This is a genomic window from Neisseria sp. LACPHL-SPEC-2024-00856 (assembly GCF_047915665.1).
Taxonomy (GTDB): domain Bacteria; phylum Pseudomonadota; class Gammaproteobacteria; order Burkholderiales; family Neisseriaceae; genus Neisseria; species Neisseria polysaccharea.
Window position 1 is genome coordinate 61,144 of sequence record NZ_JBLRPR010000003.1, and the last position, 25,578, is coordinate 86,721.

25 protein-coding genes and 1 tRNA gene are annotated in these 25,578 nt (G+C 53.1%); 8 read left to right on the forward strand and 18 right to left on the reverse strand.

All coding sequences use genetic code 11. From position 1 onward, the window contains the following. Positions 1-38: 38 nt before the first annotated feature. The 7 genes from rpiA to ACNAU7_RS04115 all read right to left on the reverse strand — a co-directional run bounded on the left by rpiA (position 39) and on the right by ACNAU7_RS04115 (position 4,660). Positions 39-710 carry a ribose-5-phosphate isomerase RpiA gene (gene rpiA / locus ACNAU7_RS04085; protein ID WP_416300904.1) on the reverse strand — a complete coding sequence of 224 codons (672 nt, stop codon included), beginning with the start codon at positions 708-710 and terminating at the stop codon, positions 39-41. Between the two features lie 76 nt (positions 711-786). After that, positions 787-1,269, reverse strand: a complete 483-nt coding sequence (gene ispF, locus ACNAU7_RS04090; RefSeq protein WP_416301067.1) for a 2-C-methyl-D-erythritol 2,4-cyclodiphosphate synthase — start codon at positions 1,267-1,269, stop codon at positions 787-789. Positions 1,270-1,300: 31 nt separating this feature from the next. Then, positions 1,301-1,990, reverse strand: a complete 690-nt coding sequence (ispD, locus tag ACNAU7_RS04095; RefSeq protein ID WP_211709473.1) for a 2-C-methyl-D-erythritol 4-phosphate cytidylyltransferase — start codon at positions 1,988-1,990, stop codon at positions 1,301-1,303. Continuing rightward, complete coding sequence (gene dnaQ, locus ACNAU7_RS04100) at positions 1,987-2,721, reverse strand: DNA polymerase III subunit epsilon (RefSeq protein ID WP_416300907.1); 735 nt, start codon at positions 2,719-2,721, stop codon at positions 1,987-1,989. The genes ispD and dnaQ overlap by 4 nt, the downstream gene beginning before the upstream one ends. A 154-nt stretch (positions 2,722-2,875) precedes the next feature. Further along, complete coding sequence (locus ACNAU7_RS04105) at positions 2,876-4,186, reverse strand: MFS transporter (protein WP_416300909.1); 1,311 nt, start codon at positions 4,184-4,186, stop codon at positions 2,876-2,878. Next, a complete protein-coding gene (gene ccoS, locus ACNAU7_RS04110) occupies positions 4,176-4,361 on the reverse strand; it encodes a cbb3-type cytochrome oxidase assembly protein CcoS (protein WP_003674787.1) in 186 nt (61 codons plus the stop codon). Before ccoS ends, ACNAU7_RS04105 begins: the two co-directional genes overlap by 11 nt. Continuing rightward, positions 4,361-4,660: an HLGFF motif protein gene (locus tag ACNAU7_RS04115; protein ID WP_003674790.1), complete on the reverse strand. Its 300-nt coding sequence runs from the start codon at positions 4,658-4,660 to the stop codon at positions 4,361-4,363. The genes ccoS and ACNAU7_RS04115 overlap by 1 nt, the downstream gene beginning before the upstream one ends. Before the next feature lie 350 nt (positions 4,661-5,010). Here ACNAU7_RS04115 and ACNAU7_RS04120 point away from each other — a divergent pair, with 350 nt between their 5' ends. Next, positions 5,011-6,207, forward strand: a complete 1,197-nt coding sequence (locus ACNAU7_RS04120) for an acetate kinase (protein WP_416300912.1) — start codon at positions 5,011-5,013, stop codon at positions 6,205-6,207. A gap of 410 nt (positions 6,208-6,617) precedes the next feature. On the opposite strand, the gene ACNAU7_RS04125 is transcribed toward ACNAU7_RS04120, so the two are convergent. Further along, positions 6,618-8,423 carry a protein-disulfide reductase DsbD gene (locus tag ACNAU7_RS04125; protein ID WP_416300914.1) on the reverse strand — a complete coding sequence of 602 codons (1,806 nt, stop codon included), beginning with the start codon at positions 8,421-8,423 and terminating at the stop codon, positions 6,618-6,620. Positions 8,424-8,544: 121 nt separating this feature from the next. Between ACNAU7_RS04125 and ACNAU7_RS04130 the strand changes: the two genes are divergently transcribed. Beyond that, complete coding sequence (locus ACNAU7_RS04130) at positions 8,545-9,015, forward strand: DUF1841 family protein (RefSeq protein WP_416300916.1); 471 nt, start codon at positions 8,545-8,547, stop codon at positions 9,013-9,015. A gap of 73 nt (positions 9,016-9,088) precedes the next feature. On the opposite strand, the gene hpnC is transcribed toward ACNAU7_RS04130, so the two are convergent. Together hpnC and ACNAU7_RS04140 are read right to left on the reverse strand one after the other, a co-directional pair. After that, positions 9,089-9,901, reverse strand: coding sequence for a squalene synthase HpnC (gene hpnC, locus ACNAU7_RS04135; protein WP_416301069.1), 813 nt, complete (start codon positions 9,899-9,901; stop codon positions 9,089-9,091). Positions 9,902-9,987: 86 nt separating this feature from the next. Beyond that, on the reverse strand, positions 9,988-10,470 hold the full coding sequence (locus ACNAU7_RS04140) for an FKBP-type peptidyl-prolyl cis-trans isomerase (RefSeq protein ID WP_002243293.1): 483 nt from the start codon (positions 10,468-10,470) through the stop codon (positions 9,988-9,990). A 474-nt stretch (positions 10,471-10,944) separates the two neighbouring features. Between ACNAU7_RS04140 and ACNAU7_RS04145 the strand changes: the two genes are divergently transcribed. The 4 genes from ACNAU7_RS04145 to ACNAU7_RS04160 all read left to right on the forward strand — a co-directional run bounded on the left by ACNAU7_RS04145 (position 10,945) and on the right by ACNAU7_RS04160 (position 13,723). Next, positions 10,945-11,232, forward strand: a complete 288-nt coding sequence (locus ACNAU7_RS04145; protein ID WP_416300918.1) for a hypothetical protein — start codon at positions 10,945-10,947, stop codon at positions 11,230-11,232. 261 nt (positions 11,233-11,493) lie between these two features. Then, positions 11,494-12,861, forward strand: coding sequence for an FAD-binding oxidoreductase (locus ACNAU7_RS04150; RefSeq protein WP_416300920.1), 1,368 nt, complete (start codon positions 11,494-11,496; stop codon positions 12,859-12,861). 40 nt (positions 12,862-12,901) lie between these two features. Beyond that, positions 12,902-13,402, forward strand: coding sequence for a YfbM family protein (locus tag ACNAU7_RS04155; RefSeq protein WP_416300922.1), 501 nt, complete (start codon positions 12,902-12,904; stop codon positions 13,400-13,402). A gap of 90 nt (positions 13,403-13,492) precedes the next feature. Next, positions 13,493-13,723, forward strand: a complete 231-nt coding sequence (locus ACNAU7_RS04160) for a hypothetical protein (RefSeq protein WP_416300924.1) — start codon at positions 13,493-13,495, stop codon at positions 13,721-13,723. Positions 13,724-13,827: 104 nt separating this feature from the next. Here the strand turns inward: ACNAU7_RS04160 and smpB are convergent, their stop codons facing one another. The 3 genes from smpB to ACNAU7_RS04175 form a co-directional block, all read right to left on the reverse strand. Next, a complete protein-coding gene (gene smpB / locus ACNAU7_RS04165; protein ID WP_019273200.1) occupies positions 13,828-14,274 on the reverse strand; it encodes an SsrA-binding protein SmpB in 447 nt (148 codons plus the stop codon). A 54-nt stretch (positions 14,275-14,328) separates the two neighbouring features. Then, positions 14,329-15,339, reverse strand: a complete 1,011-nt coding sequence (gene waaF, locus ACNAU7_RS04170; RefSeq protein WP_416300927.1) for a lipopolysaccharide heptosyltransferase II — start codon at positions 15,337-15,339, stop codon at positions 14,329-14,331. A gap of 130 nt (positions 15,340-15,469) precedes the next feature. Beyond that, positions 15,470-15,545 (reverse strand) — tRNA-Asn (locus ACNAU7_RS04175). A gap of 260 nt (positions 15,546-15,805) precedes the next feature. Between ACNAU7_RS04175 and glgB the strand changes: the two genes are divergently transcribed. Further along, positions 15,806-20,098, forward strand: a complete 4,293-nt coding sequence (gene glgB / locus ACNAU7_RS04180) for a 1,4-alpha-glucan branching protein GlgB (RefSeq protein ID WP_416301071.1) — start codon at positions 15,806-15,808, stop codon at positions 20,096-20,098. A 49-nt stretch (positions 20,099-20,147) separates the two neighbouring features. Here the strand turns inward: glgB and ACNAU7_RS04185 are convergent, their stop codons facing one another. Then, complete coding sequence (locus tag ACNAU7_RS04185; RefSeq protein ID WP_416300929.1) at positions 20,148-20,900, reverse strand: methylated-DNA--[protein]-cysteine S-methyltransferase; 753 nt, start codon at positions 20,898-20,900, stop codon at positions 20,148-20,150. Positions 20,901-21,249: 349 nt separating this feature from the next. Between ACNAU7_RS04185 and ACNAU7_RS04190 the strand changes: the two genes are divergently transcribed. Beyond that, positions 21,250-21,807, forward strand: coding sequence for a YbhB/YbcL family Raf kinase inhibitor-like protein (locus ACNAU7_RS04190; protein WP_416300931.1), 558 nt, complete (start codon positions 21,250-21,252; stop codon positions 21,805-21,807). Here the strand turns inward: ACNAU7_RS04190 and ACNAU7_RS04195 are convergent. The 4 genes from ACNAU7_RS04195 to ACNAU7_RS04210 all read right to left on the reverse strand — a co-directional run bounded on the left by ACNAU7_RS04195 (position 21,785) and on the right by ACNAU7_RS04210 (position 25,566). Beyond that, positions 21,785-22,600, reverse strand: a complete 816-nt coding sequence (locus tag ACNAU7_RS04195; RefSeq protein ID WP_416301073.1) for a helix-turn-helix transcriptional regulator — start codon at positions 22,598-22,600, stop codon at positions 21,785-21,787. The two genes, ACNAU7_RS04190 and ACNAU7_RS04195, sit on opposite strands and share 23 nt — an antisense overlap. Before the next feature lie 569 nt (positions 22,601-23,169). Beyond that, a complete protein-coding gene (gene dapE, locus ACNAU7_RS04200) occupies positions 23,170-24,303 on the reverse strand; it encodes a succinyl-diaminopimelate desuccinylase (protein WP_416301075.1) in 1,134 nt (377 codons plus the stop codon). Positions 24,304-24,402: 99 nt separating this feature from the next. Beyond that, positions 24,403-25,023 (reverse strand): HI_0552 family protein, encoded by a 621-nt coding sequence (locus ACNAU7_RS04205; RefSeq protein ID WP_416300933.1) that lies wholly within the window; start codon positions 25,021-25,023, stop codon positions 24,403-24,405. A gap of 33 nt (positions 25,024-25,056) precedes the next feature. Beyond that, positions 25,057-25,566 (reverse strand): hemerythrin domain-containing protein, encoded by a 510-nt coding sequence (locus ACNAU7_RS04210; RefSeq protein ID WP_127202715.1) that lies wholly within the window; start codon positions 25,564-25,566, stop codon positions 25,057-25,059. Positions 25,567-25,578 lie beyond the last annotated feature (12 nt).

The window sequence follows — 25,578 nt, forward strand, 5'->3', positions numbered from 1 at the left end:
ATCGGAACCGGATTTCAGACGGCATCTTAACGTCAGGATTACCCTTGGCAGGGATAGATGACTTTTGCGCCCTCTTCCGTACCTAAAACCAACACATCGGCGGCATCGCGGGCGAATATTCCGTTTTCGAGTACGCCGGTGATTTTGTTGATTTCGTCTTCCATCGTCAGCGGTTTGTCGATATTCAAGCCGTGGACATCGACGATTTGGTTGCCGTAAAACGTGGTGTAGCCGATACGCAGTTCGGGCTGTCCGCCCATAGCGAGCAGTTTGCGCGAAACAAGGGAACGCGCGCTTTCGACGACTTCCACGGGCAGAGGGAATTTGCCCAAACGTGAAACATATTTGCTTTCATCCGCAATGCAGATGAATTTTTCGGATGCGCTGGCGACGATTTTTTCGTTGAGGTGCGCGCCGCCGCCGCCTTTAATCATTTGCAGGGCGTGGTTGACTTCGTCCGCACCGTCGATATAGACCGCCAACCCCGATACTTCGTTCAAAGAAACGACGGGAATATCGTACTGGGCAAGCAGTTCGCCGGATTTTTTGGAGGTCGAAACCGCGCCTTTGATTTTTTTACCGCTTTTGCCCAAGGCTTCGATGAAGAAATTGATGGTCGAACCGGTACCGATGCCGATATATTCGTTTTCAGGTACGAATTCGACTGCCTTTTCCGCTGCAATGCGCTTGAGTTCGTCTTGTGTCGTCATATTTTTGTCCTTTGGGAAACCGTATCAACAAACAGCCGCCATCTTAACATTTTTTTGCACGTCCTGCCCGCCGCGTTCAAATGCGTACCAGCAATACCGCCGCCTGCGCCTCTATGCCCTCCATCCGCCCGAGATAGCCGAGTTTTTCGTTGGTTTTACCTTTGATGTTGACGCACGAAATGTCTATGCCCAAATCGGCGGCGATGTTGGCACGCATTTGCGGAATGTGCGGCGCGAGTTTGGGTTTCTGTGCAATCACGGTCGTATCGACATTGGCCGCCTGCCAACCCTGCGCCTGAACGCTTTGATACGCCGCACGCAAAAGGGCGCGGCTGTCCGCATCTTTGAACTCTGCGGCGGTGTCGGGGAAATGGCTGCCGATATCGCCCAAACCTGCCGCGCCGAGCAGCGCGTCGGTAATGGCGTGCAACAGCGCGTCGGCATCGGAATGTCCGATCAGCCCTTTTTCAAATGAGATTTCAACTCCGCCGAGTATCAGCTTTCTGCCTTCGGTCAGTTGGTGGACATCGTAGCCCTGTCCGATACGGATGTTCATCATCGTTTGTGTTCCTGATGTTTTGAATTGAAGTTCAGACGGCATTGAGCAGCAGCCTGACGATGTATGCGTCCTGCGGCTGCGTCAATTTCAAATTGCGCACGTCGCCCTGTATCAGTAGCGGACGCACACCCAGTTTTTCTACGGCGGACGCTTCATCGGTAATGCCTTCCAAGTTTGCCGCAGCCAATGCGCGGTGCAGCAAACTCGCTTGAAAAAGCTGCGGCGTTTGTGCCTGCCAAAGCCCCGAACGGTCGACAGTAGCACTGATTTGTCCGCCTTCTGCGCGCTTGAGCGTATCGGCAACGGGAATTGCCAAAATTCCGCCTTCGGCAGCGTTGCCCGCCTGTTCTATCAAACGCGTCAGGGCTTCAGACGGCAGGCAGCATCGGGCGGCATCGTGTACCAGAATATTGTCATCCGCCGATGCCAAGCCGGTTTCCAACAGTTTTTCCACACCGTTGCGGACAGTTTCGGCACGTGTCCGCCCGCCGATTTTCCAGACTTCCACACCGGCAAATGCCGTCTGAAAACCATCGGCAAGGACATCTTCCGGCGATACGATGACAACCGTCATATCGATAGACGGATGATTTTGAAAAATGCAAACCGTATGCTCCAGAACCGTTTTTCCGCCGATTTCGACATATTGCTTGGGTTTGTCCGCACCGAAACGCGCCCCGATGCCGGCGGCGGGAATCAGCGCGATATTTTTGCGCTTCATGCGTTTTCCCCGCCGTTTTCAGACGGCACGGCCTCCTTGCGCCAAATACAGGACTCGCCCAAGCCGTCGAGGTATTTTTCGTGCGCCGCCAGTTCGGCCTCATCCGCCTTAACCACTTTCAGCTTGGCACTGCGTTTCATTTCGGCAGATGCAACAGGTTGGGCTGCCGGTTCTTCCTTTTCGTCCTCCCCCATCAGGTCGAACTGCCGCCGCGTCATCGCTAAATAAACTTCGCCCAAAAGCTCGCAGTCAATCAGCGCGCCGTGCAGGACGCGCTTGCTGCGGTCGACGGAAAAACGGTTGCACAGGGCATCCAGGCTGGCTTTCTGCCCGGGGAACATTTCGCGCGCCATCGCCAAGGTATCGGTAACGGTACAGCCGAGCTCCTCGACAGTCGGCAACCCCATCCGGCGGAACTCCATATTGAGGAAACCCACGTCGAATTTGGCATTGTGGATAATCAGTTCCGCACCGCGCAGAAAATCGGCAATCTGCCTGCCGACCTCTGCAAACGGCGGCGCATTTTTCTCTTCCAAAACCTGTATCGTCAAGCCGTGGACGCGTGCCGCCTCTTCAGGCATATCGCGCTCGGGGTGGACATAAAGGTGCAGGTTTTTGTCGGTCATTTGGCGGTTGACCATTTCCAGACCGGCAAACTCGACCAAGCGGTCGCCACCGTCGGCATACAGGCCGGTGGTTTCGGTATCGAGGATGATTTGGCGTGTCGTCATATCGGTGTCTTTCTTCTATCTTTGTGAATTGCTTATCTTTTAATCAAAGTATTTTTTCGTTTTCATTTCAATGGGCAAACCCACTTATTCACAGCGTGTTCACAACATTGGGCAGGCGTATTGTGTATTTCGGTGCAGGCTGTTCAGACGGCATTTACCGTTTTTCCCCGATTGCCGCCACGCCTAAAAACCGCCTTTCGCGCTTAATCAAAAATACCGCCAACGGAATATTGCCCAAGGCGACAATCAGATACAGCAGTGAAATGCTGTCAAACAAAAACAGCAGCACCGCGCTCAAAACGGCGGCGGCAACCATAAAGATACCGTTAATGATATTGTTGGCGGCAACGGCGCGGGCGCGGAAAGTCTCGCTGCTGGCGGTTTGCAGCCAGGTATAGAGCGGAACGGAGAAGAAGCCGCCGAAAAAGCCGATCAGCGTCATCACCGCCATCACGGGATATGCCCATCCTTGCGATAAAAACCAAAAAATGCCGTTCAGCCCTTCAAAACGGTGTCCGTGCGTCAGCCACACCAAAACCAGGCCGCAAACCGTCAAACCCAACGCACCAACCGTTACCCAAGCCAACATCAGCCGTTCCCTGCCGAACTTGGCACACAGTACCGAACCGGCGGCAATACCGATGGAAAACAGGGCAAGCATCATGTTAAAAACATTGTCGTTGCCGCCCAAATGGATTTGGGTAAAGGTCGGCAGTTGCGTGGTATAAACCGCTCCGACAAACCAAAACCACGAAATACCGATAATGGCGGTAAAAACGGGCTTGTGCCGCACCGTTTCACGAAGCAGGGATTTTGTGCCACGGACAATATTCCACTCGATTTGTGTATCGGCTGCCTTGGCGGGTACGGACGGCATAAACAGGCTGCCGGCCGTGCCTCCGACGGCGACCAGCAAAACCAGCATCCCGACAATATAAGGCGGCGCACCTGCCACTGCAGTCCCCAGTATCTGACCGAACAGGATGGCGATAAACGTACCGGATTCAATCAGGCTGTTTCCCATAATCAGCTCTTTGTCGTTGAGGTAATCCGGCAGGATGGCGTATTTCAGCGGGCCGAACAGCGTCGATTGCGCACCCATGCAAAACAGACAGGCCAAAAGCAGCGGGGCAGACCGGATATAAAACCCGTATGCCGCCACTGCCATAATGATAATTTCCAGCACCTTAATCCAACGCGCCAAAACAGCCTTGTCGAATTTATTGCTCAACTGTCCCGACAGTGCAGAAAACAGGAAATACGGCAGGATAAACAGCAATGCACCCAAATTCAACATCTGTCCTGCAGGCAGGAAGCCGTTTTTTCCCAAACCGTAAAAGCTGATCATCACAAACAGCGCGGTTTTGAACACATTGTCGTTGAACGCGCCGAGAAACTGCGTGCCAAAAAGCGGGGCAAAACGGCGGCTGCGGAACAAAGGCTGCCCCCCTCCCTTAGCACTCATCTTTTTCCTCTTTTCTTTCAGCCAGTTTACTTGTCGAATCATCATCCATCAGAATGCGGTGCGCCGGCCCTTCCAAGTCGTCAAACTGCCCGTTTTTACCCGACCACCAAAAAAACCAGCCGATAACAAATGCCAAAATAATGCTGATAGGCACCAGTATAAACATACTTTCCATCACACCGCTCCGGTCAGGTCGGTCAGAATAAAAGTCTGCCCCGACACGTTCAAATACTCATTGCGCAAAGTCCCTACGGCCGCTTCGTCAAAAAACAGCTCGATACGGTCTTTGACGACACGCCAATACTGGGGGACTTCCGTCTGACCGAACGGCGAAAGGACATGGTTGCCCGCCCCATCTTCCAATTTAACGGCAAAACGTCCGCTCTGCGGCCGCGCCTCCGACTCATCGTCGGCAAGCAAGACAAAGAAACCTATATGCTGTCCCGATTGGTCATGAATACTGAAATAATGCATAAATTTCCCACCCGCCTTTTTTCAGACGGCATCAACTAAAAACAGGGCAAATGTACCAGCTTGAACGGGAAAAACGCAAAGAATCCTCTCCGCAACCTTGAAAAATACCGACATACCGCATATTTTCCCTTCCCCGTCAAAATACCCGACTTCCGCCATTTTCACGCAAACTCCCGATTAAGCCAAGCAGCCGCAACTGTTTTTTGATAAAATAGCGCGTTTTTATTCATCAACCGTTTCAGCCGGCCCCACTACTTTCCCGTCAAGGAAAGCAAAACGGATTCGGCACGGGACTTGGTTAGTATCCGGGTCCGACTCCCATGCCGTCTGAAACTTTCCGGAGCTAGAAAATGTCCCAAAAATTAATCTTGGTTTTGAACTGCGGCAGCTCGTCCCTCAAAGGTGCAGTCTTAGATAACAATAGCGGCGAAGTCCTGCTCAGCTGCCTTGCCGAAAAACTCAACCTGCCCGACGCGTACATCACATTCAAAGTAAACGGCGAAAAACACAAAGTCGACCTGTCTGCCAAGCCCGACCACACCGGCGCAGTCGAAGCTCTGATGGAAGAACTCAAAGCCCACGGCCTCGACAGCCGCATCGGCGCCATCGGCCACCGCGTCGTCAGCGGCGGCGAGCTGTACAGCGAATCCATCCTCGTTGACGACGAAGTCATTGCCGGCATCGAAAAATGCATCCCGCTCGCCCCTCTGCACAACCCCGCCCACCTCTTGGGTCTGCGTGCCGCACAAAGCATTTTCAAAGGCCTGCCCAACGTCGTCGTTTTCGACACCGCCTTCCACCAAACCATGCCGGAACACGCCTACAAATACGCCATTCCGCAAGAATACTATGAAAAATACGGCCTGCGCCGCTACGGCGCGCACGGTACCAGCTACCGCTTCGTTGCCGACGAAACCGCACGCTTCCTCGGCAAAGACAAAAAAGACCTGCACATGGTCATCGCCCACCTGGGTAACGGCGCATCCATTACCGCCGTCGCCAACGGCGAATCACGCGACACCAGCATGGGCCTGACACCGCTGGAAGGCCTCGTAATGGGTACGCGCAGCGGCGACATCGATCCTTCCGTATTCGGCTTCCTCGCCGAAAACGCCAATATGACCATCTCCCAAATCACCGAAATGCTGAACAAAAAATCCGGCCTGCTCGGCATTTCCGGCCTGTCCAACGACTGCCGCACCATTGAAGAAGAAGCCGCCAAGGGGCATAAAGGCGCGAAATTGGCCTTGGATATGTTTATCTACCGCCTTGCCAAATACATCGGCAGTATGGCGGTTGCCGCAGGCGGCTTGGACGCACTGGTCTTTACCGGCGGCATCGGCGAAAACTCCGACATCATCCGCGAACGCGTGATCGGCTACTTGGGCTTCCTCGGTCTGAACATCGACCAAGAAGCCAACCTGAAAGCCCGCTTCGGCAACGCCGGCGTGATTACCACTGCCGACAGCAAAGCCGTTGCCGTGGTCATTCCGACCAACGAAGAGCTGATGATTGCCCACGATACCGCCCGTTTGAGCGGCTTGTAAGGTTTTATCCTCACGCGAACTGCCTCCGGAAACGGAGGCAGTTTTTTTTCTGCCCCCTGCGTCCGAACGATACGGCACTTTACGCCGCCGAGGCATTACGTTTGCCAGCACACATTCCTGCCGGATTACTGACTATTTTTTAATCAGTCTATTATTCTCTATAAAATACATATTCTTAAAACATTTACCCACAAAAGATACACACACCGGCAAACACCGGCTGTGTTTATCTTTTCTTATGCCTATTTTTTAATCATTGTATTTTTATCTTTTAATTTCAATAATCAAACCGACTTATACACATAGTTTTCACATCTTTGGACTGCTTCCGTGTGTATAGCGGATATTGCCGTTTTCCTTTCTGACAAAAATGCCGTCTGAACATTCAGACGGCATTTGAAACATCGGAATCAGCGGTTTTGTTCATACCATTCGACAAACTTGTCTGCTTTGACAAAACCCAGCAGCGGTTCGCTGCGGCTGCCGTCCGCACGGACGACAAACACGCCCGGCGGCCCGAACAGACCGTATTCTTTCAACAACGCCTGATGTTCGGGCGTGTTGGCGGTTACATCGATTTGGAAAAAGCGTTCCATATCGACCGCCTGATGCACTTCCGGCTGATTGAGCGTGTATGCCGCCATTTCTTTGCAGGAAATGCACCAGTCGGCATAAAAATCCAAAACGACGGGTTTGTCGGGATGTTCTTTCAACGCCGTATCCATCGCTGCCTTCAGCGCGGCAGTATCGGCAAACATTTTGCCGTGTTCCGAAGATTTTCCTGCTTCGGCCGGCGGATTGAGGGTCAGGAAATGGTGCAGCGCGGTCGTTTTGCCGTTTGCGCCCTGCCAGCTGAACCACGCGCCGCCTATCAGCAATATGCCGCCCAATGCGAATGCCGCAGCTTTCGGACGGCGTTTCTGCCTGCGTCCGTTGACCAGCAGCATAAAGGCAGGAACCAGCATCAGCAGCGTGTACAGCGCGACGACGAGATAATAGGGCAAGTGCGGTGTGGCAAGGTAAACGGCGACGGCTAGCAGGATGAAGCCGAATGCGTATTTGACGGCATTCATCCAATCGCCCGCCTTAGGCAGGATATGCCCGCCGAACGTGCCGATGGCAATCAGCGGAACGCCGGTGCCCAACGCCAAAGTGTAAAGTGCCAAACCGCCCAAAACCGCATCGCCCGTCTGACCGATGTAGCCCAAAGCAAATGCCAGCGGTGGGGCGACGCACGGCCCGACAATCAGCGCGGACAATATGCCCATAATAAAGACGGAAACGATTTTACCGCCTGAAAGCCTGCTGCTTTGATTCTGAAAATACGACTGCACGGCGTTGGGAAGCTGGATGTTGAACAGCCCGAACATAGACAGTGCCAAGACGACCATTAAAGCCGATGCCGCCAACACCACCCAAGCCTGCTGCAACCATACGGTCAGCAGTGCGCCCGTCAGTCCGGCAACAATGCCGACCAGCGTATAAGTCAGAGCCAAACCCTGAACATAAACGACGGACAGCACAAACGCCCGCGCCTTGCCCGCCTTTTTGTCGCCGACCACAATACTGGAAACAATCGGCAACAGGGGATACATACAGGCGGTAAAACTCAGACCCAAACCGGCGAGAAAAAACGCCAAAAGATTGGCGTTGAGCGTATCCCAAGACAGCTTGAAACGGCTGTCGCCGCCCTCATCCCCCTTCGGGGGCGGCAACGCCCCGCTGCCGTTTTGAGAGGAAGGCTGCAAAAAGCGGTCTTTGGCGGATGCCGGTTCGTCGGTTTGCGGATGGTAAGTGCCGTTGCCGGAAATATCAAACTCGGTATCTACGGGCGGATAGCACACGCCGGCTTCGGCACAGCCCTGATAGGTCAAAACCAATTTATACGGTTCGCCGACAGCCTTTGCATAAGGAAAGGCAACCTGCGCTTCGTGATGGTAAACCGTCTGCCTGCCGAAAAACTCGTCTTCCTTCTCTTCACCCTTGCTGAAAGAAGGCTGTCCCAACAAATCCGCCGGATCGGTCTTGCCGACGATTTTCGCCTGATACATATAGTACCCGTCGGCAATCTTGAAACGGACGTTCACACCGTCGTCGGCAACGGCAAGCTCCGGCACGAATGCCTTTTCCGGCGGTAGCAGATCGTTCGCATCCAGCGCGAAAGCCCGTCCGCACAACATCAAAAATACGGCGAACAGGCAAATCAGTTTTTTCATAATCGAATCCGTTTCAGACAAATAATTTGTCCATATTATAAAAGGTAAGGTTGACGGTAAGATTTAATTTATGTAAAACCCCCATTGTCCCAGCCTATACGCATTTTTTGCCGAACACATTATGTACGATGTAAACACCCACGATGTCCGCCGCTTTTTCGCCCGCGTGTGGGAGCAGCGGCTCAATCCGCTGCAACTGAGCGCACTGGAACAGAAAGCCCTCCGCATTGTCGAAGCCCATCCCGAATACCACCGCTATCTCGAACGCATCGAAGACCATCTGGACACCGACTGGCTGCCCGAAAACGGTGAAAGCAATCCCTTCCTGCATATGTCGCTGCATCTGTCCGTCCAAGAACAGGCGGGCATAGACCAGCCGCACGGCATACGCGCCATCCATCAGGCACTGTGCGCCAAACGCGGCTGGCTGGAAGCCGAACACGAAATGATGGAGGCACTGGCGGAAACACTGTGGACGGCGCAACGCTACGGCACCGGTTTGGATGTCAATTTCTACATGACCCGACTGCGCAAACTCATCGGCTTGGGTGCAGAAGATCAAGCCAGGTTGAACCCGCATGAAATCGCCTGACCATACCAACCGCCTGCAAAATGCCGTCTGAAGAGGAACAACCCCTTTCAGACGGCATTCATTTTCCCCCCAATCATTTCCACAACGCGCGTTTCAACATAATCAACCAATCCTTCTTATCCAAAACCGGACGTTGTGCAAACACATCGTAGCCGCACGCGTCCAGTTTCTGCAAAATCAACTGCGCCCCCAACACAATCATACGGAGTTCCAAACCGATTCGCCCCTTTAATTCCTTTGCCAAGGGGGAACCCGCCTTCAGCATACGGAATGCGCGCCGGCACTCATACGCCATCAGCCGCTGAAACGCCGCATCCGCCCTACCCTCCGCAATCTGTCCTTCGGAAACACCGAATTTCAACAAATCGTCCTGCGGGATATAAACCCTGCCCTTTTGCCAATCCACAGCCACATCCTGCCAAAAATTGACCAGTTGCAAAGCCGTACAGATGCCGTCGCTTTGCGCCACGCACACCGCATCCGTTTTCCCGTACAAAGCCAGCATAATGCGTCCGACAGGATTGGCAGAACGTCGGCAATAATCGACCAGCTCGCCGAAATTTACATACCTTGTTTTAACCACATCCTGAGAAAACGCCGAAAGCAGATCATAAAACGGCTGCAAATCCAAACCGAACGGCACAACCGCCTCGGCATCCAATCGTGCAATCAAAGGATGCGCCGACCGGCCGCCCGATGCCAACACGTCCAACTCGCGCCGCAAAGCATCCAACCCCGCCAACCTGGCTTCAGACGGCATACTGCCCTCGTCCGCCATATCGTCCGCCGTCCGTGCAAACGCATACACCGCATGAACCGGCTTCCTCAACCTGCGCGGCAAAATCAGCGAACCGACGGGAAAATTCTCATAATGCCCAACCGACATACCTTCTCCATCCATCAAACAAAATGCCGTCTGAAACGGAACAAACCCTTTTCAGACGGCATCAGATACCTCCAAGCTGCCGGCAATCAATGGTGGTGATGACCGTGCGGACCGTGGACATGACCGTGTGCGATTTCCTCATCGGATGCATCGCGCACGCTTTCAACCGTAGCCTTAAAGCGGATTTTCATGCCTGCCAAAGGATGGTTGCCGTCCACCACCGCCTTGCCGTCGGCAACATCGGTTACACGATAGACGACAACATCGCCGGTTTCAGGATCGTCAGCTTCAAACATCATGCCGACTTCGACTTCAACAGGGAACACGCCCACATCTTCAATACGGACCAACTCCGGATCCTGCTCGCCGAACGCATCGTCGGGCGAAAGCGCCACATCGACCGTATCGCCGGCATCCTTACCGTGCAACGCCTCTTCCACCAAAGGGAAAATGCCGTCGTAACCGCCGTGCAGATACGCAATCGGTTCTTCGGTTTTGTCCAAAAGCTGATTGTTGGCATCATACATCTCATAATGCAGCGAAACCACGGAATTCTTCACGATAGCCATATTTGTCCTTTCAGGAACAGCAGATTGATTACAGGCGCATTCTAACACAACCGCCGCGCCGGCCGATTACCGTTAACCTGTTCATAAACTGTACAGCACATATTTCAATGTAAATTTTTGTTATTTTATTGCAGTGTAACTTTTTTACAACATTCTTAAAAACCATTCAGACCTGTCTGCCGACTTCCCCAATCTGCCTTAATAAATCATACAAGATACTGAATTATATTAATCTCTATAATATTCATCCCTATCGAATTTTTAACAGCAAAACCGTTTTACAGGATTTATCAATCCGCCCGCGAGAAAACTTTTCATTCAAACCTTTTTTCCCATCTGTACGACATTGCAATCCCTTATTTCATGGTGCATAATTACGCGAAATTCAGCAATGAATTTCCAACCCAGTTTGTAGTACGGTCAATGAAGACCGGTTTGTTTCAATAATTTAAATTGATTTTAAAGGTTACTAAAATGAAAACATCCCTGTTTGCCGCTGCTTTGTTGTCTTTGGCCCTGGCCGCCTGCGGCGGAGAAAAAGCCGCTGAAGCTCCCGCTGCCGAAGCTCCTGCCGCTGAAGCTCCTGCCGCTGAGGCTTCTGCTGCTGCTGAAACTCCTGCCGCTGAAGCTACCGCTGCCGAAGCTCCTGCCGCTGAAGCTCCTGCTTCCGAGGCTTCCGCTACCGAAGCTCCTGCCGCTGAAGCTCCCGCTACCGAAGCTCCCGCTGCCGAAGCTCCTGCCGCATCTGAAGCTGCAAAATAAGCATTTACCGCTTGCAAAAAAGCAGGATACGTTCTGTATCCTGCTTTTTTGATTTTAGCTGTGTTTCACAATCGTGTTGAAAAAACAGACGGGCTTAAATAAAGTTATTTTGGTTCAATCAATTAAACCATCATGCCAAATAATAAACAATGCCTGCCCGGTATCTTAATATAAGCAGGCCGGCAGCATCTTAAAACACCCCCTTGATTTTTTTCAGACGGCATCCGCCCGCGTTTACATCCTCTCATTGCGTTCCCGAATATGCTTGACCTGCATCACGAATTTTCCCGACTCCTGCCGGCAGACGAGATTGCCGAACCCTCTCCGGCACTTTTAAAAGACCAGCGCAACCGCTTTACGTCTGCACCAGACATCATTTTGCAGCCGCGCAGCGTCGAAAGCGTGCAAACCATTATGCGCTTTTGTTACAAACACCGTATTCCGGTTACGCCGCAAGGCGGCAATACCGGTTTGTGCGGCGCGGCAGTATCGGAAAACGGCGTATTGCTGAACCTTTCCAAACTCAACCGCATCCGCAGCATCAATTTGTCAGACAACTGCATAACCGTCGAAGCAGGTTCCGTACTCCAAACCGTCCAACAGGCAGCCGAAGCCTCAAACAGGCTGTTTCCACTCAGTCTCGCCAGCGAAGGCTCGTGCCAAATCGGCGGCAACATCGCCTGCAATGCCGGAGGTTTGAACGTATTGCGTTACGGCACGATGCGCGACCTGGTTATCGGTTTGGAAGTCGTCCTCCCCAACGGCGAACTGGTTTCCCATCTCCATCCCCTGCATAAAAACACCACCGGCTACGACCTGCACCATCTGTTTATCGGCAGCGAAGGCACACTGGGCATCATCACTGCCGCCACGCTCAAGCTTTTTGCCCGTCCCTCGGACAAGGCAACGGCATGGGTCGGCATACCCGACATCGAATCCGCCATCCGCCTGCTGACCGAAACCCAAGCGCACTTTGCCGAACGCCTATGCAGTTTTGAACTGATCGGCCGTTTTGCCGCCGAGTTGTCTTCCGAATTCAGCAAACTCCCCCTGCCGACACATTCAGAATGGCATATTTTACTTGAGTTGACCGACTCTCTGCCAAACGGCAACCTTGACGGACAACTTGCCGAGTTCCTGTACGAAAAAGGCTTTACCGACAGCGTATTGGCACAATCCGAACAGGAACGTGCAAATATGTGGACACTGCGCGAAAACATTTCCGCCTCCCAACGCAAACTGGGCACCAGCATCAAACACGATATTGCCGTTCCTATCGGGCGCGTCGCCGACTTTGTCCGCCGGTGCGCCAAAGATTTGGAACAGAATTTCAAAGGCATACAAATCGTCTGCTTCGGACATCTGGGCGACGGCAGCCTGCACTACAATACTTTCCTGCCCGAAATCCTCAGCAATGAAGTCTATCGTTACGAAAACGACATCAACAGCACAGTCTATTGCAACGTTCTTGCCTGCAATGGTACAGTTGCCGCAGAACACGGCATAGGTATCATCAAAAAACAGTGGCTGGACAAAGTACGCACCCCTGCCGAAATCGCCCTGATGAAAAACATCAAACAACACCTTGATCCATATAACATCATGAACCCGGGCAAACTTCTTCCATAAATAACTGATTCAAAATGAAATTATAGGAAATATCATGGGAATGACAGCAACCTATCAACTGGTCGATAATGAAAAACTGGCTTTGCTTAAAAACACCGATACCGAATGGCAAGAATTGTTTGAAGAACTGGAAGATTTAGAGGATGAGGCTGCCGTCTGCCTCGACATCGATAAAATGTGGGATGTTTTGCATTTTGTACTGACCGGAACAAGTGCAGAAAATCCCTTAAAGGGCAATCTGTTATCCGAATCAATCGTCGGAACGGCACCCATTTCGGACGACGACGGATACGCCGCTTATATCGAATCCGCCCAAATCCATGAAATCATCTCGGCTTTGGAAGGCTTCGACATAAAAAGCGCAATGGAGCATTTCAGTATGCAGGTGTGCAAAGAGCATCATATCTACCCCGACATTTGGGATTATAAAGATGAAATTGATGATATAAAAGAAGAAATTACCGACTACTTTTACAAAATCGGCAATTTTTACAAAACCGCCCGGCATTCAAATAGCAATGTACTGGTCAGCATTTACTAAATATATTTCAAACATCACGGAAACTTTAATGAAGACAAAGTACGGAATCGCACTCAAGGAAACCTAGGTATTTCAACCTGGGAGACCATCATGAGTAAAAGTTACAGAAAACACCCCTTTTCCCCTATAACCACGGCAGTCAGCGAAAAACTGGACAAACGCCTTGCCAACCGGAAACTACGGAGAATAGCGCGCGAACGTCTGAAACAAGGAAAAGAACCACCCCACCATATCAGGGCAGTCAGCAACGTTTACGATTTCGCCAAGGACGGGCATTTCCGTTTTTCCGCTTCCCGTCATCCGCATCTTTTACGCAAATAGAAAACAGGGCAACCGCCCTGTTTTTCCGTTTCGTATTTCAACACCATTGTCTAAACAACCGTCAGACGGCATTGTTCAAATGCCGTCTGAAACCGCATCCCCCATCAGCGCGTATGCTTAATCAACCGCTGTTTCTCGCGTTTCCAATCCGCCTCTTTCATACTCTGGCGTTTGTCGTGCTGTTTCTTACCTTTTGCCAAACCGATTTCCATCTTGATTTTTCCGCGTGAAAAATGCAAATCCAGTGGCACGATAGTGTAACCGGCACGTTCCGTTTTTCCGATTAATTTGTTGATTTCCGACTGTTTTAACAAGAGCTTGCGCGGGCGTGTGGCATCAGGTTTGATGTGTGTCGAGGCTGTGGGCAACGCGGTAATATGGCAGCCGACCAGATAAAACGCATCTTTTTTCCAATAGATATAACTCTCTTTAAGCTGTACGCGCGCGGCGCGGATTGCTTTGACTTCCCAGCCTTCCAAGACCAAACCGGCTTCAATCCGGTCTTCAATGAAAAAATCGTGAAATGCTTTTTTATTGTTCGCAATAGCCATAAACATCCTATCAATATCCGCCGTCAGACGGCATAAACCCGAAAACAGAACCCATCATACCGCCTCTTCAACCGCCTGCACAATCTTCTCTGGATACAGCCTGTTGAGGCAGTCGGTATGCCCCAACGGACATTCACGTTTGAAACAGGGCGAACATTCCAAGTGTAGGCTGACGATTTTTGCCTTATCGCTCAAAGGTGGCGTATGCGTCGGGCTGGAAGAACCGTAAACCGCCACTACCTTCCTGCCCAAAGCTGCCGCCAAGTGCATCAGCCCGCTGTCGTTACACACAACCGTATCTGCCAACGACAACAAGTCCATTGCCTGAGACAAATCGGTCTTACCGCATAAATTCACACACATGCCGTCTGAAAGGCGGTTGATTTCCTCGGCGATTTCATCATCTTTTTGCGAACCGAACAGCCAAACCTGCCAACCCGCCGCCGAATAATGTTTGCCCAACTCGGCAAAATGCCTTGTCGGCCAACGCTTTGCCGGCCCGAATTCCGCACCCGGACAAAAAGCCAGAACAGGCTTTCCAAGATTCAAACCGAAAGTTTCGACAGAAATTTCCCGCCGCCGTTCATCAATGGAAAACTCGGGGAATCCCGAATGCCCGTCAAAATCTTCCTGACTCTGATGCGCGAGAGCCGTATATCTGTCCACCATCAAAGGCAGACGTTCCTTATCCAGCCTGCGTACATCGTTCAACAGAAAATAACGGCTTTCGCCGACATAACCCGTTCTTTTTCCGATACCCGTTGCCAGCGCGATGATTGCCGATTTCAAAGAACCCGGTAACACGATAACCTGATCGTATCCGCGCCGCCCCAAATCCCTGCCGACCCGCCAGCGGCGTTTCAACTCCAACGCACCGTGTCCGAACGGATTTTCAAGAATCTCATTCACTTCAGGCATACGCTCAAACACCGCCATCGACCACTTCGGTGCGAACACATCAATCGTGCAACCGGGGTGAAGTTCCTTCAAACGGCGGAACAAGGGCTGGGTCATCACGCAGTCGCCTATCCAACTGGGAGAAATAATCAGGATTTTGATGGACATAACAAGAAACCGAAATCAGACAGGCGGAATTTTACCGCGAAACCGTTGGAAAACCTATCTCGCCGCATTCCGAACGCCGGACGTGCAAATATGAAAAAGCCCGAACATTCAAGTTCGGGCTTCAAAATTCTGGCTCCCCGACCTGGGCTCGAACCAGGGACCTGCGGATTAACAGTCCGTCGCTCTACCGACTGAGCTATCGGGGAATGGGGCGTATTATAGCGTCCGGAAAAAATGTGTCAATCCTTAATTTTGTCCAAACGGGTAACAAAACTACAAATATATGAATGGAAAAGACATTTAACCAAATATGCCGTCTGAACGGGAAAACCGGCTTCAGACGGCATATTGGTTCAAATCAAACAATATGGAAGAAACTGCCGTTGCACGCAATTACAGCCGTCATCATTCCGTATTTATATTAAGATTACGCCTTGAGATTACGGACAACAGACAGGACGACAAGATGGATACCGTATCGGAACAGCAGGCCTCTGCTTTAGGCATCAGCTTGGGGTTTCACGACATTAACGGCGTATATCGCGCCACACCGCCCGAGGTATGGGAAACGATAGCCGACACCTTGCAGAAAGATGGTGTTTCAGACGGCATTTATCTCGACACGCTGGCAGCCCGCGAACACGGATGCGAAAATCTGACCCTGCCGTCTGCATGGTCGGACGAAACGGAAACCGTTTTGGAAGATGAAAACGGCACACATCGGGTTTTACCCCTCAACCGCGACGACCACGGCACATACCGGCTTGCCCTGCCCGACCTCCCTTGCGGCTACTACACCCTTTCGTGCGCTGCCGGAAAAATCCGTCTGATTGTCGCACCGCAATCGGTTTACCGGCCGCCCGAACCAAACGGCGGCGCAAGAATGAACGGGTTGACGGTGCATCTGTACAGCCTGCGTTCGCACCGCAACTGGGGCATAGGCGACTTTACCGATTTGCAGAACCTGATGGCTTATGCGGCAGAGAAAAAGCTGGATTTCGTCGGCATCAATCCGCTGCACGCGCTTTTCAGTGCCAAGCCCGCCTTTGCCAGCCCGTACAGCCCGTCTTCCCGCGAATGGCTCAATCCGATTTATCTCGATGTGGAAAAAGTCGGGGCGTTTTCCTACAGCGAAACCCTGAAAAACCGTTTTGCCCAAGAAAAAATGCAGCGGCGCATTGCCGCACTGCGGATTACTGATACCGTAACCTACACGGCGGTTTGGGCGTTCAAACGCGAAGCTCTTCAGGCGGCATTCCAAGCATTTGAAACCGAACCGTGCGAAGCCGCCCAAAAGGAACGTGCGGCTTTTGCCGCATTTGCGGAAGAAAAAGGAGCGGCACTGTCGGGATTCGGGCTGTTTGAAGCCCTCGACCAATATTACGGCGGCTGCAACGGCATAGGCTGGCAATCCTGGTCTGCCGAGTTTCACGACCCCGACGGCGAAGCCGTCAAAAACTTTGCCGCCAACTACGGACACGACATCCGTTTTCATATGTGGCTGCAATGGCTTTGCGCGGAACAATGGTACAAAGTGCAGGAAACGGCGGTCAGACTCGGCATCAAGTTGGGGATTTACGGCGATTTGGCGGTCGGCGTGGCGCGCGGCGGCGCGGACACTTGGTTAAACCGCCAAGATTATTGTATGGATATGTCTGTCGGCGCACCGCCCGATCCTTTGTGCCCGACGGGGCAAAACTGGGATTTGCCGCCGCTCAATCCGATAATGCTGAAGCACACGGGTTATGAGAAGTTTGTCCGGCTGCTGCGTGAAAATATGCGGCTTTACGGCATCTTGCGTATCGATCATGTGATGGCTTTGTACCGCCTGTGGTGGGTTGCGGGCGGGGCGGCAGATTTCGGCGCGTATGTGCATTACGACGCGGACGTGATGTTTGCCATTTTGGCTTTGGAAAGCCGGCGCAACCGCTGCATCGTCATCGGCGAGGATTTGGGGACGGTACCCGACCGGGTGCGTGATTTATTGAACCGTTATCAGGTGTTTTCTTATAAGGTCGTGTATTTCAGCAAAGGCAGGCACGGCTTTGAATTGCCCGATGAATATCCCGAACAGGCGATTACGGTCGTCAGCACGCACGATGTTGCGCCTTTGGCGGGTTATTGGACGGGCAAGGATTTGGATTGGATGTTCCGCCTAGGCACGATTCCCGATGCGGAAACTTTTCAGACGGCATTGGAAGCGCGCGAACACGACAAGGCAGACCTGTTCGACAAGCTTAAACAATGCGGCTGTTTGGACAAAGACAGCCCAATGCCGTCTGAAATGACGGAAGGGCTGATGTCCGCCATCCACAAATACGCCGCCATGAGCCGCGGCAGGCTGTATGCGGTGCAACTGGAAAACCTGCTGGGCGTGGGCGACAACCTGAATGTGCCGGGCGTTGCCGAGGGTTATCCCAACTGGGCGTGCAAAATGCCCGTCGCGCTGGAAGACTTTGCAGATTGCCGAACCATGACCGCCCAACTTGCCATGATTGACGGAGTCCGTATGAAAAAGAACTGCCCAACCCTTTCCTACCGCCAACCCGATCAAGCCGAACGCGACACGGTTGACAGCCTGTTTTTTGCGGCCCACGGCGACGTATTCGCCTATTTGGGACGGCACCGCCTTGCCGAAGGCGGCGAAGTCGTGCGCACGCTGATTCCCGACGCTTCGGCAGTAGATATTGTCGACCGTGAAAGCGGCGGACTGATTGTGCCGTCTGAAAAAATCGATGGGCGCGGATTCTTTGTCGCCGTACTGCCCGATAATGCACCCGATTACGCGCTGAACGTCTATTACGGCGGAAACGGCAACCCCGTGCGCGAAGAAGACCCCTACCGCTTCCCGTCGGCATTGAAAGAAATGGATTCTTGGCTGTTGGCGGAAGGCAGACACCTGCGCCCTTATGAAACTTTGGGCGCGCATTTTGCCGAGTTGGACGGTGTGAAGGGGGTACGCTTTGCCGTATGGGCACCCAACGCCCAACGCGTTTCCGTCATCGGAGAATTCAATAACTGGGACGGCCGCCGCCATGTGATGCGTTTCCACCGCGACAACGGCATTTGGGAAATTTTTATTCCGACAGTCAAACCCAATGCCCTCTACAAATTTGAAATCCGCGATGCCGGCGGCAATGTGCGGCAAAAAGCCGACCCGTATGCCTTCGGTGCGGAGTTGCGTCCCAATACCGCATCTGTCTTGCGTGGTTTGCCGGAAAAAGTCGAAGCCCCCGACTTCCGCGCCCGCGCCAACGCCGTTGACAGCCCCATCAGCATTTATGAAGTGCATTTGGGTTCGTGGAAACGCAATCCCGAAAACAACTTCTGGCTGACTTACGAAGAGCTTGCCAAAGAATTGGTCGCCTACGTCAAAGACATGGGCTTTACCCATATCGAACTCTTGCCCGTCTCCGAATACCCGTTTGACGGCTCGTGGGGCTATCAGGCGACCGGATTGTATGCACCGACTAGCCGTTTCGGTTCGCCCGACGAATTGCGCGCCCTGATTAAAGCCGCCCACGACGAAGGCATCGGTGTCATCCTCGACTGGGTGGTCGGACACTTCCCCACCGATGACCACGGGCTTGCCAAATTCGACGGCACGGCATTGTACGAACACGCCGACCCCCGCGAAGGTTTCCACCAAGACTGGAACACCCTGATTTACAACTTCGGCAGGAACGAAGTCAAAAATTTCCTGCAAGGCAACGCCCTGTATTGGATAGAACGCTTCGGCTTCGACGGCATCCGCGTTGACGCGGTGGCTTCGATGATTTACCGCAACTACTCACGCAAAGACGGCGAGTGGATACCCAACCAATACGGCGGCCATGAAAACCTCGAAGCCATTGCCTTCCTGCGCGATACCAACACCATGTTGAAAGAGGAAGTTCCGGCTGCGACTGAAATTGCTGAAGAGTCTACTTCATTCGCTAATGTAACCCGTCAAGAAGGTTTGAACTTCAGCTTCAAATGGAATATGGGCTGGATGAACGACACCCTGCGTTACATGATGGAAGACCCCATCAATCGCAAATATCACCACAACAAAATGACCTTCGGCATGATGTACCAGTACAGCGAAAACTTTGTGCTGCCGCTTTCACACGATGAAGTCGTACACGGCAAACGCTCGCTGCTCGGACGGATGCCCGGCGACTGTTGGCAGCAATTCGCCAACCTGCGCGCCTACTACGGCTTTATGTACGGCTTCCCCGGCAAAAAACTCTTGTTTATGGGCAACGAGTTCGCGCAAGGCAGAGAGTGGAACTACAACGAAGGACTGGATTGGTTTTTACTCGAACAAGAAGGCGGCCGGCACAAAGGCGTACAAGACTTCGTGCGCGATTTGAACCGCATCTATAAAGACACCGCGCCGCTTTACCAATTAGACCAATGGCCGGAAGGCTTCGAGTGGCTGGTTGCCGACGACGGCGACAACTCCGTATTCGTCTTCGAGCGACGCGACCGCGAAGGCAACCGCGTTATCGTGATCAGCAACTTCACGCCTGTGGTGCGCGAAGGCTACCGCTTCGGCGTAAATTCTGCCGGCGGATACCGCGAAATCCTCAATTCAGACGGTCTGCATTACAAAGGCAGCGGCGTTTCTGCCGGCGCGACGTTGGAAACGGAAGAAGTTTGGTCGCACGGCAAACCAAATTCCCTGTCCGTAACCGTACCGCCGTTGGCAACCGTGTATCTGTATCAGGCGGCACAAAGCCAAACCGGGGCGGAAAAAACCTCCGATGCCGTCTGAAAGGCGGACGGGGCTTGAACCCCTCAAGCCCCGTTGTCCGCCGCACCCGTCAAAACAATGCCGTCTGAACTTCGCCGCGTTCCAAAGCCAGTAAAAACTGTTTGCGGTTCAAACCGCCCGCGTAGCCGGTCAGTTTGCCGTCGCTGCCGATGACGCGGTGGCAGGGAATCAGGATAGATACTTTGTTCTGCCCGTTGGCGGCGGCAACGGCGCGGACGGCTTTGGGGTTGCCCAAACGCTGCGCCTGCTCCTTATAGCTGCGCGTTTCACCGTAAGGAATCGCCAAAAGCGCGTCCCACGCCTGTTTTTGAAACGCCGTACCAATCATTTCCAAGGGCGTGGCAAAGGTTTTCAGACGGCATTGGAAATACAAATCCAATTCCTGCCGCAGAAGTTGCGTCCGCTCATCCTCCCGAAACACAAACCGTCCGCGCAAGGCTTTTTGGACGGCGGCAATTTCCTGTTCCAAATGCTTCTGTCCGACAAACTCCAGCAGACACAAGCCTTTACTGCCGAACACCGCCAGCATCTCGCCCAAAGGCGTGGCAATGGCGGCACACACCAGCTCGTTCAAACTGTCGGGATAACTCGCTTCCAACAGACGGATAGCTCGGCGGATACGGACATATTCTTCAGGCGCGCAGCCGATATTGTCCCAAAAATCCCGCTCGAACTGCCCGGCTTCGCGTTCCGTCAGATTGGGATGCGGCATAACTCCGCACTCAAAAACCCGGGTTTCGAGGCAATGGCGGATTTCATCCCATTTTGACGGCAGATTGTTTAAGGAAGGCAGGGTAATCATTCGTTTGCTCCGTATCCCTATCATAAATTTGACGGCGAAATCCCCGATTTCCGCCATTCCCGCACGCCGGTGCAGGAACAGGCTGCGGCGAAAACCTTGAGGGGCGGGTTGCGGCAATGCCTAAATATGCGATATTTCCAAAGCATCAGGAAAAGGAATGTTTCAACACACAGGACGACACATAAAGCGTCGCCCTATGAAAAATTTCAGACGGCCTTCAAAGGCTCGTCTGAAACCACGATTTTTGCATTTGCGCATTTCGGCACATCATCCAACCGTTTCGGCACATTCCTGCCGCCGTTGACAGCCTATAATGAATCCACTTATTCATCAAGCAAAGGAATCATCTATGCAAACCCGCATCCTCTCCGCTGTACTGCTGGCTTTTTCAACCACTGCCTTTGCCGGGGGCGCATTCACGCTGCAATTCGACAACCCGTCCAAAGACGGTGGCTTCACGCAAAACCAGCTTTTGAGCGCGCCTTACGGCTTCGGCTGTTCGGGCGGCAATGCTTCGCCCGCGCTGTCGTGGAAAAATCCGCCCGCAGGGACAAAAAGTTTCGTCCTGACCGTTTACGATAAAGACGCGCCGACCGGACTGGGCTGGATGCACTGGGTGGTCGCCGACATTCCCGCCGATGTCCGCCGCCTGCCCGCAGGCATTACCGCGCAAGGCGGCAGGCTGCCCAAAGGCGCGCTGCAAACCCGCACAGACTTCGGCACGCCGGGCTACGGCGGCGCGTGTCCGCCCGAAGGCAGGGAACACCGCTACGAATTCACGCTCACCGCGCTAAAAGTCGCCAAGCTGCCGAACATCACCGCCGAATCCACACCCGCGCTGGTCGGCTTCTTCACTAAGGCAAACAGCTTGGGCGAAGCAAAATTCACGGTCGAACACCGACGCTGACCTGCCCCGTGCGCCGATATGCCGCCTGCCCCGCTTCCGAGCGAACCGCCGACGGTACGCAACCGAACCGCTCTTTGAAGCGCGCGCTGAAACGGGACGGGCAGTCATAGCCGACCGCGCCGGCAATCTGCGCCACAGGCCATTGCGTAACCTGCAACAGCGTCAGCGCGCGCATCATGCGTACATCCGTCAGCAGCGTACGGAAATTCGTGTCCTGCCGCGCCAACCGCCGCCGCAACGCGGCCTCGCTGCAATTAAGCCGCTGTGCCAGCATCGCCGACGACCAGTCCGCAGCCATATCGGCGGTAATCAGTTTGCGGATTTGCCGCATCAGGTTGACGCCTTCGTACACAGCAAAACCGATGCCGTCATGCTGCAACCACGCCAACACGCCGCAAAGCGCGGCCTCCGCCGCATTGTGCGGCACTTCTTCATCCGCCAGTACCGCAGCCGCATAATCAAACGCCGCGCCCATACGCCCGGGATGCGGCAGCTTCACCGCATCGCACACTGCCTGCGCCGTCCCGTATTGTGCGGCAAACCTTTCTACGGTTTCCTGTTCGAAAGCAATCCATTGCGCCTGATAGAGGCCGTCTGAATCGGGAATATTGATGACGTCAAACGTCTGTCCGCCTGCCAACGCGACCGCCTCGCCTGCCGCAATCCTCAATTCGCGCCCCGCCCACCGCAGCTTCTTGCTTCCGCTCCGCACGATAAGCACAGCCGGTTCATATACCGCCACGCTGCGGTACAAGGCGGTATGATGTTGCACGATGCCGCCTAAAGCACCCAATCGTTCGCGTGTATGAAAGTAATTTGACGGCACTATTATCTCCAACACGCAGGGCCGCACATAAGGCGCAGCCCTGTTTACCCTGATTTGGAAGGGGTTACTTCCCAAAAATAAACCAAAATCCTACTGCCCTGAAGGGCCGGGTTTCAACCATATTCCGTCGGCGTGCCTGCAACTTGACTTCCTCCCCTGTGGGGGCGGGGCGGGGAGAGGGTAAAACGGGGTAGATACAGACAATATTTCCGTTGCCGCCCCGATGCCCTCTCCCCAACCCTCTCCCACGGGAGAGGGAATGGGTTGCCGTTCAAATAAATCGCTCTACATAAAAATCAATGCGTTATCTCAAACTCACGTTATAGTGGATTAACAAAAATCAGGACAAGGCGACGAAGCCGCAGACAGTACAAATAGTACGGAACCGATTCACTTGGTGCTTCAGCACCTTAGAGAATCGTTCTCTTTGAGCTAAGGCGAAGCAACGCCGTACCGGTTTAAAGTGAATCCACTATAGATCTAATCAAATTATCGGACATCCATATCCGACAGCCCATTTTTTTCAGACGGCCTTTTCAAACCAACAACCGCGCCAATATCCCCTCATACACCGCAGACAGCTTCGGAATATCGTCCAGCCGCACGTTTTCGTTGATTTGGTGGATGGTGGCGTTGGACGGGCCCAGTTCGATGAGTTCTTTGGCAATGGCTTTGATGAAGCGTCCGTCCGAAGTGCCGCCGGTGGTGGACAATTCGGTCTCTACGCCGCAGGTTTCGGCAATGGCTGCGCGTGCCACGTCGGTCAGTTTGCCCGCGTGGGTCAGGAAGGGCTGTCCCGAACACGACCACTGCAAATCGTATTGCACGCCGTGCTTGTCCAAAATGGCGTGAACGCGTTGTTTCAGCCCTACTTCGGTGGACTCGGTAGAAAAGCGGAAATTGAATTTGACGTTCAGCTCGCCCGGAATGACGTTGGTCGCGCCTGTGCCGCCGTTGATATTGGAAATTTGGAAACTGGTCGACGGGAAGTATTCGTTGCCTTCGTCCCAGACTTCCTGCGTCAGCTCTAACAAGGCCGGGGCAAAAGTGTGGACGGGGTTCACCGCCAAATGCGGATAAGCAATATGCCCTTGCCTGCCTTTGACGGTCAGGTTGCCCGACAGCGAGCCGCGCCGGCCGTTTTTAATCATATCGCCCAATTTGTCCACGGCGGTCGGTTCGCCGACGATGCAGTAGTCAATCAACTCGTCGCGCGCTTTCAACACATCAACGACTTTGGTCGTGCCATCCAGCGCGTCGCCCTCTTCGTCCGAAGTAATCAGGAGCGCGATGCTGCCTTGATGGTCGGGATGTTCGGCAACGAAACGCTCGCAGGCGGTAACGAAACAGGCAATGCCGGTTTTCATATCCGCCGCGCCGCGCCCGTATAGTCTTCCGTCGCGCTCGGTCGGCTCGAACGGGGGCGAATCCCATTTTTCAACAGGGCCTGTCGGCACAACGTCGGTATGCCCTGCAAAACAGACGACGGGGGCTTTCGTGCCGCGTCGCAACCAGATGTTTTTGGTATCGCCGAAATGAAGCTCTTCTACGGCAAAACCGATTTTTTGCAGGCGTTCGGCAAGCAGTTTTTGGCAGTTTTGGTCATCCGGCGTAACGGACGGGCGGGAAATCAACGCTTTGGCGAGTTCTAGGGATTGGGTTTCGGTCATTTTTCGGCTTTTCTGTTTGAGATGCCGTCTGAACGGAGTTTCAGACGGCATTTGATGTTGAATGGAACGGACTAACGATAGCGAAGCGGGTTCTTCAGGTCAAGCACCATGACAGGCTTCATAAAGCGGCAGCAAATCTTCCACCGTTTCGGCTATCCATTTCGCGACATCTTGTTTGCCCAAATCATCACGTTCGATGTGTTTCCCGATACAGAAGAAATCTTTGTCGTCTCGAAGCTTTCTATCGCCGTCGCTTTGTTGGGCGACGGTAAGATAATCGTCATATTCGCTTTCCGCACCGTGCCACATATCGAAGGAAGCGTATTTTTCAGTGTCAAAATTATCCAGCCAGCGGTTGTAATCAGGTAGCGCAATCGGCGACACGTCGGCTTTGTAGCAATGCCAGTCCAAGCTGACACTCAAACGGCGGCGGTTGAGCAGTATCGACAAAATCGCGGCGGAATTTTTATATTGTTCGTATTTGAAGTAGGCAAAGAAATGGGCGCGAACCTGCCAGCCGTTGCACCAGCGTTCGATGTGCGGCGGCGCAAACGGCGCACCCAATTCGGCGGCAACCTGCTGAATCAGCTGCTGCCATATCTGCCAGTTTTCCTTGTAGTCGGCTTTGATTTGCGGAATGCTTTCAGGCTGGTATTTTTTAAGCTGGGAAAATTGGAAAAACGGGATATTGAACAAATCGCAACTTTTCGGGGTCAGCATAATATATCCTTGAGACGATTGTTTCAGACGGCATTATCTGCGCCGGCGCGCCGCCATGATTTCGCCGATTTCGGTCAGTTTCTCTTTTGGGATAAAGGTTTTGCCCATGTCAAATAAGGGTTCTTCAATCGCCAGATGCACATCGTAACCTGCCACAAAACGTTTGAACGCTTCCTCATCGGGGACATAAGCGTTGTCTGCTTCGAGTTTGGCAAATTCGGCAGCCACGGCATCCCAGTTGCCATACAAGCTCACATGCTGACGCAAAAGCTCGTCCACGCTTTCTTGGGCTTGCGGCGCATATTGCAGCAGCAGCGGGAAAAAGTTTTCTTCTTCGTCTTCATGGTGCAGCGGCGCGGCAACGTTGAAATACTGGGCGATTTGGCGGATGGTTTGCAAAACAATCTGATTGCAGCCGTTTTCGGCGATATAGTCCGACAGCATCGCGACTTGGCCGCAAAAACGGCGTACTTTGCCGTGGCAGGCATACAGCATTTCAATCGGTTCGGCAAAGGTAACGCTTTGGGTTTCAAACGGATTCATGTTTTCGTTCTC

Bases quoted from the DNA above. Each gene is read 5' to 3' on its own strand.
- ACNAU7_RS04125 (WP_416300914.1), bottom strand. From the start codon at position 8,423: ATGAAAAAACTGATTTGCCTGTTCGCCGTATTTTTGATGTTGTGCGGA.
- ACNAU7_RS04145 (WP_416300918.1), top strand. From the start codon at position 10,945: ATGAAAACATCCCTGTTTGCCGCTGCTTTGTTGTCTTTGGCCCTGGCC.
- waaF (WP_416300927.1), bottom strand. From the start codon at position 15,339: ATGTCCATCAAAATCCTGATTATTTCTCCCAGTTGGATAGGCGACTGC.
- dnaQ (WP_416300907.1), bottom strand. From the start codon at position 2,721: ATGACGACACGCCAAATCATCCTCGATACCGAAACCACCGGCCTGTAT.
- ACNAU7_RS04140 (WP_002243293.1), bottom strand. From the start codon at position 10,470: ATGGCTATCGTGAAGAATTCCGTGGTTTCGCTGCATTATGAGATGTAT.
- glgB (WP_416301071.1), top strand. From the start codon at position 15,806: ATGGATACCGTATCGGAACAGCAGGCCTCTGCTTTAGGCATCAGCTTG.
- ACNAU7_RS04155 (WP_416300922.1), top strand. From the start codon at position 12,902: ATGACAGCAACCTATCAACTGGTCGATAATGAAAAACTGGCTTTGCTT.
- ACNAU7_RS04130 (WP_416300916.1), top strand. From the start codon at position 8,545: ATGTACGATGTAAACACCCACGATGTCCGCCGCTTTTTCGCCCGCGTG.
- dapE (WP_416301075.1), bottom strand. From the start codon at position 24,303: ATGACCGAAACCCAATCCCTAGAACTCGCCAAAGCGTTGATTTCCCGC.
- ACNAU7_RS04185 (WP_416300929.1), bottom strand. From the start codon at position 20,900: ATGATTACCCTGCCTTCCTTAAACAATCTGCCGTCAAAATGGGATGAA.
- hpnC (WP_416301069.1), bottom strand. From the start codon at position 9,901: ATGTCGGTTGGGCATTATGAGAATTTTCCCGTCGGTTCGCTGATTTTG.
- ACNAU7_RS04190 (WP_416300931.1), top strand. From the start codon at position 21,250: ATGCAAACCCGCATCCTCTCCGCTGTACTGCTGGCTTTTTCAACCACT.
- ACNAU7_RS04210 (WP_127202715.1), bottom strand. From the start codon at position 25,566: ATGAATCCGTTTGAAACCCAAAGCGTTACCTTTGCCGAACCGATTGAA.
- ACNAU7_RS04205 (WP_416300933.1), bottom strand. From the start codon at position 25,023: ATGCTGACCCCGAAAAGTTGCGATTTGTTCAATATCCCGTTTTTCCAA.
- ispF (WP_416301067.1), bottom strand. From the start codon at position 1,269: ATGATGAACATCCGTATCGGACAGGGCTACGATGTCCACCAACTGACC.
- ACNAU7_RS04160 (WP_416300924.1), top strand. From the start codon at position 13,493: ATGAGTAAAAGTTACAGAAAACACCCCTTTTCCCCTATAACCACGGCA.
- ispD (WP_211709473.1), bottom strand. From the start codon at position 1,990: ATGAAGCGCAAAAATATCGCGCTGATTCCCGCCGCCGGCATCGGGGCG.
- ccoS (WP_003674787.1), bottom strand. From the start codon at position 4,361: ATGGAAAGTATGTTTATACTGGTGCCTATCAGCATTATTTTGGCATTT.
- rpiA (WP_416300904.1), bottom strand. From the start codon at position 710: ATGACGACACAAGACGAACTCAAGCGCATTGCAGCGGAAAAGGCAGTC.
- smpB (WP_019273200.1), bottom strand. From the start codon at position 14,274: ATGGCTATTGCGAACAATAAAAAAGCATTTCACGATTTTTTCATTGAA.
- ACNAU7_RS04150 (WP_416300920.1), top strand. From the start codon at position 11,494: ATGCTTGACCTGCATCACGAATTTTCCCGACTCCTGCCGGCAGACGAG.
- ACNAU7_RS04115 (WP_003674790.1), bottom strand. From the start codon at position 4,660: ATGCATTATTTCAGTATTCATGACCAATCGGGACAGCATATAGGTTTC.
- ACNAU7_RS04120 (WP_416300912.1), top strand. From the start codon at position 5,011: ATGTCCCAAAAATTAATCTTGGTTTTGAACTGCGGCAGCTCGTCCCTC.
- ACNAU7_RS04105 (WP_416300909.1), bottom strand. From the start codon at position 4,186: ATGAGTGCTAAGGGAGGGGGGCAGCCTTTGTTCCGCAGCCGCCGTTTT.